18 protein-coding genes are annotated in these 13,155 nt (G+C 70.4%); 7 read left to right on the top strand and 11 right to left on the bottom strand.

All coding sequences use genetic code 11. The features are described 5' to 3' along the window. Positions 1 to 52 precede the first annotated feature (52 nt). Together WG212_RS09255 and WG212_RS09260 are read left to right on the top strand one after the other, a co-directional pair. Positions 53 to 421 carry a response regulator gene (locus WG212_RS09255; RefSeq protein WP_337186807.1) on the top strand — a complete coding sequence of 123 codons (369 nt, stop codon included), beginning with the start codon at positions 53 to 55 and terminating at the stop codon, positions 419 to 421. Beyond that, entirely contained in the window at positions 418 to 1,209 is a 792-nt protein-coding gene (locus tag WG212_RS09260; RefSeq protein WP_337186808.1) for a protein-glutamate O-methyltransferase CheR, read from the top strand. The genes WG212_RS09255 and WG212_RS09260 overlap by 4 nt, the downstream gene beginning before the upstream one ends. A 79-nt stretch (positions 1,210 to 1,288) precedes the next feature. On the opposite strand, the gene WG212_RS09265 is transcribed toward WG212_RS09260, so the two are convergent. The 4 genes from WG212_RS09265 to WG212_RS09280 are packed head-to-tail and all read right to left on the bottom strand — an operon-like array spanning position 1,289 to position 3,991. After that, a complete protein-coding gene (locus WG212_RS09265) occupies positions 1,289 to 1,426 on the bottom strand; it encodes an entericidin A/B family lipoprotein (RefSeq protein WP_293380611.1) in 138 nt (45 codons plus the stop codon). Between the two features lie 43 nt (positions 1,427 to 1,469). Further along, positions 1,470 to 3,185 carry a sensor histidine kinase gene (locus WG212_RS09270; protein ID WP_337186809.1) on the bottom strand — a complete coding sequence of 572 codons (1,716 nt, stop codon included), beginning with the start codon at positions 3,183 to 3,185 and terminating at the stop codon, positions 1,470 to 1,472. Between the two features lie 12 nt (positions 3,186 to 3,197). Beyond that, a complete protein-coding gene (locus tag WG212_RS09275; protein ID WP_337186810.1) occupies positions 3,198 to 3,803 on the bottom strand; it encodes a sigma-70 family RNA polymerase sigma factor in 606 nt (201 codons plus the stop codon). Continuing rightward, the gene (locus tag WG212_RS09280) at positions 3,803 to 3,991 is read right to left on the bottom strand and encodes a NepR family anti-sigma factor (RefSeq protein WP_293380602.1); all 189 of its coding nucleotides are present in this window, start codon (positions 3,989 to 3,991) and stop codon (positions 3,803 to 3,805) included. Before WG212_RS09280 ends, WG212_RS09275 begins: the two co-directional genes overlap by 1 nt. 234 nt (positions 3,992 to 4,225) lie before the next feature. Between WG212_RS09280 and WG212_RS09285 the strand changes: the two genes are divergently transcribed. Further along, the gene (locus tag WG212_RS09285) at positions 4,226 to 5,023 is read left to right on the top strand and encodes a response regulator (RefSeq protein WP_337186811.1); all 798 of its coding nucleotides are present in this window, start codon (positions 4,226 to 4,228) and stop codon (positions 5,021 to 5,023) included. A gap of 145 nt (positions 5,024 to 5,168) precedes the next feature. Here the strand turns inward: WG212_RS09285 and WG212_RS09290 are convergent, their stop codons facing one another. The 3 genes from WG212_RS09290 to WG212_RS09300 form a co-directional block, all read right to left on the bottom strand. After that, positions 5,169 to 5,414, bottom strand: coding sequence for a hypothetical protein (locus WG212_RS09290; RefSeq protein WP_337186812.1), 246 nt, complete (start codon positions 5,412 to 5,414; stop codon positions 5,169 to 5,171). A gap of 414 nt (positions 5,415 to 5,828) precedes the next feature. Further along, positions 5,829 to 6,278: an OmpA family protein gene (locus tag WG212_RS09295; RefSeq protein ID WP_337186813.1), complete on the bottom strand. Its 450-nt coding sequence runs from the start codon at positions 6,276 to 6,278 to the stop codon at positions 5,829 to 5,831. Positions 6,279 to 6,359: 81 nt separating this feature from the next. Then, positions 6,360 to 6,701 carry a YMGG-like glycine zipper-containing protein gene (locus tag WG212_RS09300; protein WP_293380589.1) on the bottom strand — a complete coding sequence of 114 codons (342 nt, stop codon included), beginning with the start codon at positions 6,699 to 6,701 and terminating at the stop codon, positions 6,360 to 6,362. Between the two features lie 147 nt (positions 6,702 to 6,848). Here WG212_RS09300 and WG212_RS09305 point away from each other — a divergent pair, with 147 nt between their 5' ends. Genes WG212_RS09305 through WG212_RS09315 form a run of 3 tightly spaced genes read left to right on the top strand, consistent with a single transcriptional unit; the run spans position 6,849 to position 8,876 of the window. After that, positions 6,849 to 7,172 carry a hypothetical protein gene (locus WG212_RS09305; protein ID WP_337186814.1) on the top strand — a complete coding sequence of 108 codons (324 nt, stop codon included), beginning with the start codon at positions 6,849 to 6,851 and terminating at the stop codon, positions 7,170 to 7,172. A 43-nt stretch (positions 7,173 to 7,215) separates the two neighbouring features. Then, a complete protein-coding gene (locus WG212_RS09310) occupies positions 7,216 to 8,061 on the top strand; it encodes a diacylglycerol kinase family protein (RefSeq protein ID WP_337186815.1) in 846 nt (281 codons plus the stop codon). Beyond that, entirely contained in the window at positions 8,058 to 8,876 is an 819-nt protein-coding gene (locus WG212_RS09315) for a metallophosphoesterase (RefSeq protein ID WP_337186816.1), read from the top strand. The genes WG212_RS09310 and WG212_RS09315 overlap by 4 nt, the downstream gene beginning before the upstream one ends. On the opposite strand, the gene WG212_RS09320 is transcribed toward WG212_RS09315, so the two are convergent. The 3 genes from WG212_RS09320 to WG212_RS09330 all read right to left on the bottom strand — a co-directional run bounded on the left by WG212_RS09320 (position 8,862) and on the right by WG212_RS09330 (position 9,841). Then, positions 8,862 to 9,047, bottom strand: coding sequence for a DUF1328 domain-containing protein (locus WG212_RS09320; RefSeq protein ID WP_293380577.1), 186 nt, complete (start codon positions 9,045 to 9,047; stop codon positions 8,862 to 8,864). The genes WG212_RS09315 and WG212_RS09320 overlap by 15 nt on opposite strands. Positions 9,048 to 9,128: 81 nt before the next feature. After that, positions 9,129 to 9,536, bottom strand: a complete 408-nt coding sequence (locus WG212_RS09325) for a hypothetical protein (RefSeq protein ID WP_337186817.1) — start codon at positions 9,534 to 9,536, stop codon at positions 9,129 to 9,131. Beyond that, on the bottom strand, positions 9,533 to 9,841 hold the full coding sequence (locus tag WG212_RS09330) for a hypothetical protein (protein WP_293380571.1): 309 nt from the start codon (positions 9,839 to 9,841) through the stop codon (positions 9,533 to 9,535). Before WG212_RS09330 ends, WG212_RS09325 begins: the two co-directional genes overlap by 4 nt. Before the next feature lie 154 nt (positions 9,842 to 9,995). On the opposite strand from WG212_RS09330, the gene WG212_RS09335 reads away from it, so the two are divergent. Beyond that, positions 9,996 to 11,414, top strand: a complete 1,419-nt coding sequence (locus WG212_RS09335) for an HWE histidine kinase domain-containing protein (protein ID WP_337186818.1) — start codon at positions 9,996 to 9,998, stop codon at positions 11,412 to 11,414. A 473-nt stretch (positions 11,415 to 11,887) separates the two neighbouring features. Here the strand turns inward: WG212_RS09335 and WG212_RS09340 are convergent, their stop codons facing one another. Then, the gene (locus tag WG212_RS09340) at positions 11,888 to 13,123 is read right to left on the bottom strand and encodes a CoA transferase (protein ID WP_337186819.1); all 1,236 of its coding nucleotides are present in this window, start codon (positions 13,121 to 13,123) and stop codon (positions 11,888 to 11,890) included. Positions 13,124 to 13,155 lie beyond the last annotated feature (32 nt).

Raw genomic sequence — 13,155 nt, forward strand, 5'->3', positions numbered from 1 at the left:
TTAACCAGCGGTGCGCGACAACGGGCCCTCTCGCTGGGAGCGCGCCCTCGCCTTGAAGACCTGCCTCGTCGTCGACGACAGCCGCGTGATCCGCAAGGTCTCGCGTCGCATCCTCGAAGACCTCGGTTTCGAGGTGGCGGAGGCGGCCGACGGCGTGGAGGCCATGGCCTGGTGCAGCGCCGTGACGCCCGACCTGATCCTGCTGGACTGGGAAATGCCGGCCATGGACGGCCTCACGTTCCTGCGCCGCCTGCGCGCAGAGCCGCGCGGCGACCAGCCGAAGGTGGTGTTCTGCACGGCCGTGAACGAGATCGGGCGCATCCGGGAGGCTCTGGATGCGGGCGCCGACGAATACATCATGAAGCCGTTCGACGGCTCCATCGTGGCCGGCAAGCTGGACTACCTGGGGCTGGTCGCATGATACCGCCCGAGGACTGCGCCTACCTCGCTGCGCTCTGCCAGGCGCGGGCGGGCCTGAAGATCGACACCGGCAAGACGTACCTGATCGAGAGCCGGCTGGGCCCCGTCGCACGGCGCGAAGGCTACGCCACGCCCGAGGTGTTCATCGAAGCGCTGCGGGAAGGGGCGGGCGATCGGGCCGCCTGGGCGGCGGTCGAGGCCATGATCGTGCCCGAAGGCGAATTCTTCCGCGACCGCGCCGTGTTCCAGCGCCTCGTCGACGAGGTGATCCCCGACCTGGCGCGCCGCCGCGCGGGCCAGCCGGTGCGGATCTGGAGCGCCGCCTGTGGGACAGGTCAGGAGGTGTATTCGCTGGCCATGATGCTGGCCGACCGCCCGGATCTGGCGAAGGTGTGCGAACTCTACGCCTCGGACCTGTCGGAGCGCAGCCTGGAGAAGGCGCAATCAGGCCTCTACTCGCAGTTCGAGGTGCAGCGCGGCCTGCCTGCGCGGATGCTGGTGCGGTTCTTCGAGCGCCGAGGCGAGTTCTTCGGGCTCTCGCCCCGCATCCGCCAGATGGTGCGTTGGCGGCGGGTGAACCTCATGGACGACCTGAGCCGGGTGGGGCCCTTTGACCTCGTGCTCTGCCGCAACATGTTCCCCCAGTTCGCGCCCGAAGCCCTGGGGCGGGTGCGCGATCACCTGCGGGTGGTCCTGGCGCCCGGGGGCCGGCTTCTGCTCGGCTTGGGGGAGGCGCAAGCCGGGGACCTCGCGCCCGTGGTCCCGGACATCGGCCTCTACGCCGCCTGACGCGCGGGCTGATACAGGCGGGCCGATACAGAAAAGGCCCGGCTTGCGCCGGGCCCTTCCGATCATCGTGACGCCGACGTCAGTTCTTGGCGTCTTCGGCCGTGGTGGTCACGGCCTCACCGGCGGACTTGATGTCCTGGCCGGCGCCGGACACGGTGTTGCAGGCCGAAACCGCCAGGCCGGCGGCGAGGACGGCCATCAGAAAGACCTTACGCATCGGGTTCATCTCCGGGGTTGGAATATCGCCCCGCCGCAACGCGTCATGCCGCGGCCTGGTTCCCCCGCGCGGCGGCCGGGCGATCGGCCGTGGGGGTGGGAAAGATCAGCCGTGCGGTGACCCCGCCCTCGCTGTTGCGCACAAGCTCGGCGCGGCCGCGGAGCTGGCGGGCGAAGGCGGTCATCAGGGTGCGGCCCACGCCTGACGCCACGAGGGCGTCGTCGGGCGCCTCGCCGTCGTCACAGATCTCGAGGATCGCCTCGTCCCCGCGGACGAAGAACTCCAGCTTCAGGGTGCCGCCCCGCTGGGCGAAGGCGTGCTTCTGGGCGTTGGTGATGGCCTCGACGGCGAACAGGGCCAGAGGCGCCAGGCGGTCGGGGTCGATGACCAACGGCTCGACGCGGAGTTCGGTGCGCACCGCCAGCCCGTGGGCCAGTTCGCCATTGACGAGCTGGGCCGTCAGCTCCTCCAGGAAGGGCCGCAGGTCCACACGCTTCAGGTCGGGGCCCTGATAGAGGGCGCGGTAGATGAGGGCGAGCGCGGTGATGCGTTGGCGGGTGTCGCTCATGGCCGAGCGGGCCGCGGGATCGGTCAGCGCCCGCTGCTGCATGCTGAGCAGGCTGGATATGACCTGGAGGTTGTTCTTCACCCGGTGGTGGATCTCGCGCATCAGCGCGTCCTTCTGGGCCAGGCTGTCGCGCAACGAGGCGTCGCGCGCCACGATGGCGTCGGCCATGTCCTCGAGGGTCTCGGCCAGTTCGCGGATCTCGGGCGGCATCTGCTCGGCCTGAACGGGGCGGACGCTGAGCCGCCCCCGCGCATAGAGCGCCGCGATGCGCTGGAGGTAGGCGATCCACCGCACGACCACCCGATCGGTCACCAGCGATACGGCGACCAGGGCGAGGACGAAGGTCAGCAACGGGAAGAAGATGCTGGTGAGGGGGTTGATCCGCGCCCATGACAGGAGGCCAGGCGACTGGGCCGACAGCACCACATAGACCTCGTCACCGATGACCGGCGCCGCGGAGTAGACCCGCCGGCGATCGCGGCCGTCGCGGCCGTACCACACCAGGGCGCCGGCGGCGTCGACCTTGGCCCGCCAGTCGGCCGGCAACCGCGGGAAGGCGTGGACGTCGGTGGTGGAGATGTAGCGACCGGTCTTCTCCACCAGCCCGACCTCGGCGCCCCGGGGCAGCGACGGATCGGTGACCTGCGGTTGGAGGCTGGAAAGCGCGACCACGGCGGCGAAGGCGCCGTCGAACGCCCCATCATACCGGGTGGCGCGCGCGGCCGTGAGCACCGCCGGCTCGTCGGCATAGCTGGAGCCCGGATCGCGCGTGATCACGAACTCGCGTCCGCTGACCAGTTCCCGGAACCACGACCGGGCTTCGCGCTGGGGATCGGCGGGCACCCCGCCCGCGGCGCAGACCACCCGGCCCAGGCGATCGAAGCGCACGAGGTTCAGATAGCCCGGAATCCGTTCCTTCACGTCGGCGAGCCGCTGGGCGCACTGGAACCCCACCGCCCCGGGCGCGAGCGTCTGGAGGAGAACGTCAGCGGATTCCATGCGCGCCCGCGCCGTGGCGGCGCTGCGCTCGGCCGCGAAGCCCAGATTCTGGCGGAGGGCCTGTCCCTCGCGCTGGAATCCGATCGCCGATTGCAAGGCGCCCAGGATGAGCACGGGCAGCAGGGCGGCCGCGAGCGCCGCGATCAGGCGGACCCGGATCGTGCTCAGCGACAGGCGGTCCAAACCGTACACCCACGCGCCTCCCTATCGCGAGGCGCTGAGGCGCTCCGCGTGGGCCAGGATCGAGCTCATCGCCTCGCCGGCGGCGGCGCCATCGCGATCATAGGCGCCCGCCTCCAGGATGGCCTGAAGGGCGCGGCGCGCCCGGCTGACCCGGCTCTTCACCGTGCCGACCGCGCATCCGCAGATCTCGGCGGCCTCCTCATAGGCGAAGCCGCCCGCGCCGACCAGGATGAGCGCTTCGCGCTGTTCGGCCGGCAGCATGGCGAGGCCCAGGCGAAGCTCGTCGAGGGCGACCGGAGCTTCCGGGTCGTCGACCGCCACCAGCGTGCGTTCGGCGGCCTCCTGGTCGAGCTGGCTCTGACGCCAGGAGCGGCGCTTCTCGGAGTAGAACTGATTGCGCAGGATCATGAAGGTCCACGCCTTCATGTTCGTGCCCATCTGGAAGCTGGCGCGCGCATCCCACGCCTTCATCATCGCATCCTGGGCAAGGTCGTCGGCGGCCGTGGCGTCGCCGCACAGTGTGCGGGCGAAGGCCCGGAGATGCGGGATCAGCTGGACCAGCTCGCCCTTGAACGCGGCGTCCTCCGCGGCGGTGCGTTGAGGGCGGACTTTCTCGGAGGCGCCCATCAGGCCTTCTCCGAGCCGCGGCTGTCTGCGCGCCGCAGGATCTCGAGGAACTCGTCAGGGACCTGTTCGTTCACGACCTCGTCGAACAGCTCGCGCAGGCGCACGCCGATGGCCTGCTGCCGCAGGCGGGCTTCATCGACAGCGGCGGACGCCCTGCGACGCTCAGGGGAAGGTCGTTGCTCGATCATGTCTTCGGCTGTCCGCTGTCGCGGAGATCGCCCCCTCTCGTGGTCTTCTTCGCCGCTCAACGCATGTCCCCCCGGTCGGGTTCCCCATCATCGCGCCGGAGGATGATGAAAACTTGGCCATAAGGGAACCGGTTCCCTGAGGCCGCGTTTTCGGAGCATCATAGTCCCGCTCGGCGGGACGCATCGTCCTGCGCCGGCGCAGGCCGGACCGAAGCAATCATGGAGGGGGAACCCTTGAGCCTTCTAGCCCGACTGGCGCCTCACCTGCCCTACGTGCGCCGCTATGCGCGCGCGCTGACCGGGGACCAGTCCACAGGCGATCACTATGTCCGCGTGGCCCTCGAGGCGCTGGCGGCGGGCGAACAGACGCTCTCCGATGCGATGACGCCGCGTGTCGCCCTCTATCACGTGTTCCACGCCATCTGGGGGACTTCGGGGGCCCAGCTCGAAGGGCCGACCGACGATGGCGGGGCCGACGACGCCACCCGGCGCCTGATGCGGATCGCGCCGCGGTCGCGGCAGGCGTTCCTCCTGACCGCGCTCGAGGGCTTCACGCCCAGCGAAACGGCGCAGATTCTGGGCGCGGACTTCCCGGAGGTCGAGCGGCTGATCGCCGAGGCCCAGGCCGAAATCGACGCCGAACTGGCCACGGACGTCCTGATCATCGAGGACGAGCCGGTGATTGCGGCCGATATCGAAGCGCTGGTGACCGAACTGGGCCATACCGTCGTCGACATCGCCGCGACCCGGACCGAGGCGGTCGATGCGGTCGCGCGGAAGTCCCCCGGCCTGGTGCTGGCCGACATCCAGCTCGCGGACGGCTCCTCGGGGATCGACGCGGTGAAGGACATCCTCCAACGTTTCGACGTGCCGGTGATCTTCATCACCGCCTTCCCCGAACGCCTGCTGACCGGGGAGCGGCCCGAGCCGACGTTCCTGATCACCAAGCCGTTCCAGCCCGAGACGGTGAAGGCCGCCATCGGCCAGGCGCTGTTCTTCCACCCGCGCAACACCAAGCAGAAGGCCGCCTGACGGCGGTCGGACGCCCGCTCGAGCAATCAGACAGGGTCCGGGCACGAAAGGGGCGCCTTCCGATGGGAGGCGCCCATTCTTCATGGCCTCGTCTCAGGTCCCACGACCTTTTCTCGGGGCGGCCTTGTATCCCGGCCAGGCCGGGTCAGTTGGGGTCCGGCGGCGGAGGCTGGGGCGCCTGGAAGGTGCTCGCGGCGGCCTTGCGCTCGGCCGCCGTCGGCTCGGTGGCCGCGAGATCGGGCGCCTTCCACGTCCAGGCGGCGAACAGCCCCAGGGCGGCCAGCAGGGTGCCGAACACCAGCACCCAGAAGACAGGTCGGCCCCAACGACCCTGGCGGGCGCGGGTGGCGTTGAGGATCGTGTGCTCCGGCTCTCGGGACGAGTAGGTCATCGGGCTCTCCTGCGACTGCGCGGTCTCGGCGAGGGAGAACGCGCCGCCGCCGCCGCCGTTCCTGTGGCGGGGCCGCCCAGTCCGTTTGCAGGAGGCGTCGCGAAAAAAGTCCGAAGGGAGCGGAACACGGAGGCGTTCCCCACGTTTCATTCCGTGCGGAGGCGGCGACGCCCCCCCCGACTTGAGGCCGGCGAGCACGCCGGTCTGCCGTCTCCGCACCCCCTTTTCTCGATGATGCACACCTGGGCGGGTCGAAAGACCCGCCCAATCTTTCTTCTTCCCCCGGCGGGCGGGTCGAAAGACCCGCCCAATCTTTCTGTCCTCACCGGGGGGCGGGTCGCAGGACCCCGCCCGATCCTTTGTCTTCACCCGAGGGCTGCAAGATTCATCCGGAACGCTCCGGACATCTCGCGCTCAGGGCGGGCTGACGCGCAGCGTGACGTCGGCGCGGCGGCGCAGGGGGCGCAACTGGCCGTCGGACGAGATCGAATCCGCCTGCCCGGCGGCGGCCATCTCGAATTCGGCGTCCGGCAGGCCGGCGGCCTTGATCGCCTCGGCCACCGAGGCTGCGCGGCGCTTGGAAAGCTCGAGGTTCGCGGCGGGATCCCCCACCGCATCGGCCAGCCCGACGACGCGGACCCCCTCGATCCGGCATCCCCGGACGGCCCGGGTCTCCGCCGCCAGCACGCCGCGCCCCTCGGGCGTCACCTCGGCCTCGTTGGGCTCGAAATAGATCGGGATGGTCACTTCCCGACAGGTCGCCGTCGGTGTCTCAATCGCCGCCCGCCCCGAAGGCCCGGTCGCGCAGGCCGCCAAGCCTGCGGTGGTCAGCACCGCCCCCATCAGCCCCACGATCCGCGCCATCGCCTGTCTCCTCGGTCAACGCATATGAAAAGGGCGGTCGGGACACGACCGCCCTCTTCCTAACCCGGCTTCGCCGCCGCGTCAGCGGGGCGCGCCGTTCTCCCAATAGTAACGGCCCGAGCCCGGATCGTAGTAGTAATACCGGCCGGCGCGCTCGTCGTAGTACTGGCGGCGGTTGGGCGAGGACGCGCCGCAGCCGCCGTCGTCGCGGCAACCTTTCACCGCGCCGGCGACCGCGCCCACGCCGGCGCCCACGGCGGCTCCGGTCCCGACGCCCACGTCGCCCGAAACCGCTCCGATCGCAGCCCCGGTCAGAGCGCCCAGGGCGGCGCCGCCCATGGCGCTCCGCTCGGTGTTCCCGGTGGTGGTGCAGGCGGCGGCGAGGACGCCGGCGCCCGCCATGGCGATAAGTGGCTTCAACATGCCAATGGCTCTCCTGTGGGTGTCCCCTGCGGCGAAGAACGCGTCGCGCAAAGCCCAGTTCCCCGCCAACGTCCCATCCGCAGCGGGCGGGCGGAACCAAGCCCCGCGGCCGCCGTTCCCTCGGTGACCGAACCCGAGGAGGTTGCCGTGACCGCCCTGACCGATCGCGACCCGGCGCGCAGCGAGTTGCGCGAAGCGTATGAAATGGGCCGCCGCGACGCCCACCGTGGCCGTCGCAGGCATCCGATCCTGATGACGCTGACGATCCTGGCCGCCGGGATCGGGCTCGCCGTCCTGGCCCTGGCCGCGGTGAACGGCTCCTTCGGCGGCGCCGGCGCCGTGGTGGATCAAAACCTTGCGGTCGCGGCCGACCGGGCCGAACCTGTGGTCCGCGGCGTCGCCGCCGACGCGGAAGACGCCTTCCGCGACGCCACCGCCAGGGACGGGACCCAAGCGCCTGCCACCAACTGACTCCGAGCAATCCGCCCCCCGCCGTTTCCGCAAGGTGGAGGTGGTGGCCAATGTCGCATCCGGAAGCGTCGGACCCGACGCCCCGGAACAGATTGCGCGCATGCTCGACGAGCATGGCGTCGACGCCAAGGTGCATGCGCCCGCGCCCGACGCGCTCATGGACCAGCTCAAGGCCAGCATAGACGCGGCGCCAGACCTCCTGATCACGCTCGCCGGGGACGGCACCGTGCGGGCGGCGGCAGAGCTGTGCGGCCCCGCCGGGCCGATCATCGCACCGCTTCCCGGCGGGACGATGAACATGTTGCCTCACGCGGTCTATGGCGCCGTCCCTTGGCCCGAGGCGCTCAGGGCGGCCTTGGAATCAGGGGAGGAACGTGACCTCGGCGGCGGCTGCATCGAGGGTCATCGCTTCCTTTGCGCGGCCATCCTCGGCTCCCCGGCCCGCTTCGCCGCCGCGCGGGAGGCGGTGCGTGAGCGCAAGCTGCTGCTCGCCTGGGCGCGGGCCAAGCGGGCCCTGCGCCGGGCCTTCACCGGACGCCTCCGCTACCGGTTCGACGATCGCCCTCCGGCCAAGGCCGAGGCGGTGCTGTTGATCTGCCCCATCGCGTCCAAGGTGATGCGCGCCGACGATCCGGCCCTGGAAGCGGCGGCGCTGGACGTCCGCGGCGCAGGCGAGGTCCTGCGGCTGGGATTCAACGCCCTCATCAGCGACTGGCGGGCCGATCCGGCGGTCGAGGGCCGGAGCTGCAAGGTGGCGCTGATCCGGTCCGCCCACCCCATCCCGGCCATCCTGGACGGCGAGACCGTGACCCTTCCCGCCGTGACCAAGGTCAGCTTCGACCCGCGTGTCTGCCGCGTGCTGGCGCCGCCTCCCAGGGATGAGCGGTGATCGTCCGGATCGCGCATCTGTCCGACATCCACTTCGGGGGTGAGAACGCGGCGGCGGTGGCGGCGGCGGGAGATCTCGTCCGGGCGGGGGGCTTCGATCTGACCGTGGTGTCCGGCGACCTGACCCGTTTCGCCGAGGTGTCCGAGTTCGAACTGGCCGACGCGTGGCTGGCGGCCCTGCCGGGACCGCGGATGGTGACGCCGGGCAATCATGACGCCCCCTATCTCGCCTGGGCCGAGCGGATTTTCGCGCCGTTCCGGCGGTTCGAGCGCTTTGTCGGCCCGGCGCGGCTCCAGACCTGGCGGGCCCGTGGCGTCGGCGTGGTGGGGGTCAATACCGCCCGGGGCGCCCAGCCGCGGCTGAACTGGTCCAAGGGCCAGATATCGGCCCGGCAGGCCGACGAAGCCGCGGGGTGGTTCCAGCCTGACGACCGCCTACGGATCGTGGTCGTCCATCACCCTCTGATCGAGATGATCGGCGGACCGATGACGGCGCGGGTCTGGGGCGGGGAGCAGGCGGCCGCCCGACTTGCGGAGGCAAGGGTCGACCTGGTGTTGTCGGGGCATATTCACGCGCCCTTCGTCTGGCCCTATCCGCATGGCGACGGCCGGACCTGGGCGGTCGGGGCGGGGACGCTTTCGGTGCGCGAGCGCGGTGTCCCGCCTGGCTTCAACACCATAGAGGTCGAGGACGGGACCGTGCGGGTCACCGCCCTCGCCTGGACGGGCTCGTCGTACGAGCCCTTTCGGACCTGGGCGCTGGAACGGCGCCCAGGTCGGTCTTCGCCTGAACGGGCGATGTCAGAGCGGGCCTGAGCCCAGCCCGCGGCCGCGCACGAGGTGCAGGACCAGCGAGACCACGAACAACACCAGGAAGACGAAGAACAGGATCTTCGCGATCCCCATCGCGGCCCCGGCCACCGAGGTGAAGCCGAGGAGGCCCGCGATCAGGGCGACCACGAGGAAGGTCAGGGCCCAGCCGAGCATGGCGTATCTCCGATCGCAGAGCGGACATGTCTGCGCGAAAGCAAACGCCGCCAGAGGCCACGGCGTTCCACGGCCGAGCCTTCAGCGCCGCTTCGGCGGGGAGGGTGGTTTCGCTCCGCCGCCGGCCAGGAAGGCGCTGACGAGGGCGGTGGTTATCGCGGGATTTCGCATCAGGACGATCCCGGCGAGCACCGCGGCTCCGGTGGCCAGGATCGGACGCTCGCGCGCGAGGCCCATGATCTTCTCGACAGGCGAGGGCGGCGGAGGCGGAACGCCCCGGCGAGGACGTATCTTGCCCACGGCCACGGCCGCCGAAAACAGCGCGATCAGGGCGAACACGCCGGCGACGAGAGCCGCCGCACCGACGGGACCGAGCCACTGCACGACCAGCGCGTAGAGCGCGAAGGCGGCCGCCACCAGGGACACGGACACCGCCGCAGCCACCGCGACGGCGGCCACGACGATGCTGAGGATGCGGTTGAGGCTCAACGCCGGGAGGCGAGCAGCATGCCGATCAGCACGCCCACGCCGAGGGCGGCGCCGGTGGCCGCCAGAGGACGGGCGCGGATCTGCTCGCTGGCCGCACGGGCCGCTTCATCGAACTGTTCCCCGGCCACGTCGGCGTACACCCGGCTCTGCGCGCGGATCTGCTCGAGGCTCTGCTGGACGGTGGCTTCGATCCGCTTGGCGGCTTCGGTGATCGCCTTCTGGGCGTCGGCGGCGATCTTCGCGGCGGTGTCGTTCGCGGCGGTCGCCACGTCTTCGGTCGTAACCGGGCCGGCCTTGGGGGGCATGTATCGTCTCCGAACATTCACGCTCCCGATGGGAGCTCTAGGATAGCGCAGTGCAACATAGGAGGTCTGCCGGCGTGGCGCAAAGGCCTCATGGACTAAGTCGGGAAGGCGACGATTAAGATGGACGAAGCGCAGGGAGCGCCTATCTATTGAAATGATGACGCGCGAGCTGGATCACAGCTCCGACCGCGACCGCCTGGAGCTCGCCCTCCAGATCGCCGGCCTGGGTGAATTCGACTGGGACATCGAGAACGATGTCGTCCGGGTCACCGAGCGGCTGTCCGCCATCATCGGCCTGCCGCCCGGCGAATATCCCGGCGAAGGGGGGGAGGGCCTGCGCCGCATCGTCCATCCCGACGACATGGCGGCGCTGCGCACGGACATCGCGCGCCTGCTCCGCGCGGCCGACGTGTACGAGCATCGCTACCGCATGATCCATCCCGAGACCGGCGCCCTGCACTGGATGCGCGCCGCCGGCCGGGTGATCCGCGACGGCGAGGGGCGCGCGCTGCGCATCTTGGGCATCATCGAGGACGTCACCGCCCAGCACCTGGAGGAGGACCAGCGCCAGCAGCTCATGGCCGAGCTGGACCATCGGGTGAAGAACGTCCTGGCCGCCGTGCAGGCGCTGGCCCAGCAGACGGCCAAGCGGACGACCTCGCTGGACGCGTTCCTGACGAACTTCAACGGGCGGCTGAAGGCGATGGCCTCGGCCAACGAACTGCTTACCGCGGCTCGTTGGCGGGGCGCCGCCATCGACCACCTGGCCTCGGCCGAGCTGGGCGCGCTGGCGCCGGGCCAGACGAGCTGGGAAGGTCCCGAGCTGTTCCTTACTCCACGCGCCGCCAACGCGCTGTCTCTCGCACTTCACGAACTGGCCACGAACGCGGTGAAGTTCGGGGCGCTTTCGGTGGAGACCGGCCACGTCGACCTGCGCTGGCGCACGCTGCGGGATGGAGGCTTCGAGCTGACCTGGACCGAGACGGGCGGGCCGCCGGTCGGCGCGCCGCCGCGCCGCGGCTTCGGTTCCACCCTGCTGGAGCAGGTGACCCCGCGCGAACTCAACGGCGCCGCTGAGGTGGAATACCGCCCCGCGGGCGTTCGCGTGCGGCTGCACGCCGGACCGCAGGCGATGGCCGACCGGCCCGAGGTGGTGCCCGATGTCCCGGCCGCGAACCGGGTGACCGAGACGGTGGCCACCGCCGCCGGCCCCGCCAGCCTGAAGGGCGCTCGGGTGCTGATCGTGGAGGACGCCGTCCTGCTGGCGCTGGAGCTGGAGACGGGACTGTCCGAGGCCGGGGCCGAAGTGGTCGGCCCGGCCTATGAGCTGGAGGAGGCGATGGCGCTGCTGGACCAGCCGATCGACGCCGCGGTCCTGGACGCCAACCTGAACGGCCGCTCGGTGACCCCGGTCGCCGAGGTGCTGCGCCAGCGCAAGATCCCCTTCGTGTTCGCCACGGGATACGGTGAGACGGGCGGCGCGCCGGGCGGGTTCGACGCTCCGATCATCCGCAAGCCCTATGACGTCACCCAGGTGGCCTCGGCGGTGGCCGAGATCCTGGCGTCCCGTTGATGGGGTTCACCATGTTCCGCGTCGCATCGCCGCGCGGCGAGATCGCGCTGGGACAAGGCGCCGCCTTCTGAAACGGCCGGGCGAGGCGTATCGCTGCTCCACGAAGGCCCGCGGGCGTAACTCGCGGGGGCCGGACCGGCGGCCAAGGGAGATCGCCCGGAATCAGGCGACCCGGACTTCCACGTTCGGCCCGCGGCAAAGGTCGCGGACCGGACGTATCCTATTTCAAGAAGACCACGAAAAACACGAAAGGACACGAAAGGGGCGGTGTCCTGTGAGGCCGCGAAGCGGCGACTTCCAAACTCAAGGAACCACGGAAAACACAGAAGAAAACGGAAAGGCGAAGCTGCGATTCCGTATCCTTCTGTGTTTTCCGTGGTTTGCAATGACGGCGCCTCCGCTTGTGCGGAGGCTGAGGGATGATCCACCCTTTCGTGTTTTTCGTGGTTCGGAGAAGAGCCACCGTGCGCCGGTCAGGCTGAGATGACGCCCGCCGCCCGCAGGCTGGCCAGGGCCTGGGCGTCGCAGCCGGCGCGGGCGACCAGGACCTCTTCGGTGTGCGCCCCCAGAGGTGGTCCCGGCCAGCGCACCCGGCCCGGCGTGCCCGAAAGCTTCGGGAAGGCGTTCTGCATGCGGATCGGGCCGAAGACATCGTGCTCCACGGTCACGATGGTGTCGCGGGCGGCGAACTGGGGGTCCTCCAGCATGTCGGGCGCGCGGTAGACGCGACTGGCCGGGATGCCCTTGTCCTCCAGCAGCTTCAACAGCTCGGGAAGGCTCCAGCCCGAGGTCCAGTCCGAGATGATCCCGTCCAGCTCGGCCTGGTTGGCGCCGCGGCTGGCGTGGTCGACGAACTTGGGATCGGTCTTCAGGTCGGGCCGTCCCATCGCCTCGGTCAGCCGGGCGTAGACGTTGTCGCCGTTCCCCCCGATCAGGATCATCTCGCCGTTCCTGCAGGGATAGGCGTTGGACGGCGCGATGCCGGGCAGGACCGAGCCCGATCGCTCGCGGGTGTAGCCCGTGAGGTCGTACTCGGTGATCAGGTTCTCCATCACCGCCAGGACGCTCTCGTAGAGGGCTGCGTCGATCACCTGGCCCTTGCCCGTGCGTTCGCGGGCGTGCAGCGCCATGGTGATCCCCATGACCGCGTGCATGGCCGCCAGGCTGTCGCCGATCGAGATGCCGGCCCGCGCCGGCGGCCGGTCGGGCTCGCCTGTCACATGGCGCAGGCCGCCCATGGCCTCGCCGATCAGGCCATAGCCGGCGCGCTGGGAGGAGGGGCCGGTCTGGCCGAACCCAGACACGCGCGCCATGATCAGGCGCGGATTCTCGGCGGCCAGGCTCTCGTAGGACAGGCCCCACTTCTCCATCGCGCCCGGCCGGAAGTTCTCGATCAGCACGTCGGCCTGCGTGATCAGCTTGCGGGCCAGAGCCTGCCCCTCGGGCTTGCGCAGGTCGATCCCCACAGACTTCTTGTTGCGACCGATCACGGGCCACCACGGCGACAGGCCCTTGGGCAGGCTGCGGCCCCACTGGCGCATCGGATCGCCGACGCGGGGGTCTTCGACCTTGATCACCTCGGCCCCGAAGTCGCCCAGGATCTGACCGCAGAACGGGCCCGCGATAAGGGTCCCGAGTTCGACGACGACGAGATCGGCCAGAGGCCCTTCGGGAGCGCCTTCGGGCGCGGCGTTGGCTTGAGCGGTCATGAGGAACGCCTTACCGATGGTAACGCTACGGC

The sequence above is a fragment of the Phenylobacterium sp. genome, assembly GCF_037189685.1.
GTDB lineage: Bacteria > Pseudomonadota > Alphaproteobacteria > Caulobacterales > Caulobacteraceae > Phenylobacterium.

Excerpts from the sequence above, each read along its gene's own strand:
- WG212_RS09260 (WP_337186808.1), top strand. The coding sequence starts at position 418 with ATGATACCGCCCGAGGACTGCGCCTACCTCGCTGCGCTCTGCCAGGCG.
- WG212_RS09265 (WP_293380611.1), bottom strand. The coding sequence starts at position 1,426 with ATGCGTAAGGTCTTTCTGATGGCCGTCCTCGCCGCCGGCCTGGCGGTT.
- WG212_RS09275 (WP_337186810.1), bottom strand. The coding sequence starts at position 3,803 with ATGGGCGCCTCCGAGAAAGTCCGCCCTCAACGCACCGCCGCGGAGGAC.
- WG212_RS09280 (WP_293380602.1), bottom strand. The coding sequence starts at position 3,991 with ATGATCGAGCAACGACCTTCCCCTGAGCGTCGCAGGGCGTCCGCCGCT.
- WG212_RS09290 (WP_337186812.1), bottom strand. The coding sequence starts at position 5,414 with ATGACCTACTCGTCCCGAGAGCCGGAGCACACGATCCTCAACGCCACC.
- WG212_RS09295 (WP_337186813.1), bottom strand. The coding sequence starts at position 6,278 with ATGGCGCGGATCGTGGGGCTGATGGGGGCGGTGCTGACCACCGCAGGC.
- WG212_RS09300 (WP_293380589.1), bottom strand. The coding sequence starts at position 6,701 with ATGTTGAAGCCACTTATCGCCATGGCGGGCGCCGGCGTCCTCGCCGCC.
- WG212_RS09320 (WP_293380577.1), bottom strand. The coding sequence starts at position 9,047 with ATGCTCGGCTGGGCCCTGACCTTCCTCGTGGTCGCCCTGATCGCGGGC.
- WG212_RS09330 (WP_293380571.1), bottom strand. The coding sequence starts at position 9,841 with ATGCCCCCCAAGGCCGGCCCGGTTACGACCGAAGACGTGGCGACCGCC.
- WG212_RS09335 (WP_337186818.1), top strand. The coding sequence starts at position 9,996 with ATGATGACGCGCGAGCTGGATCACAGCTCCGACCGCGACCGCCTGGAG.
- WG212_RS09340 (WP_337186819.1), bottom strand. The coding sequence starts at position 13,123 with ATGACCGCTCAAGCCAACGCCGCGCCCGAAGGCGCTCCCGAAGGGCCT.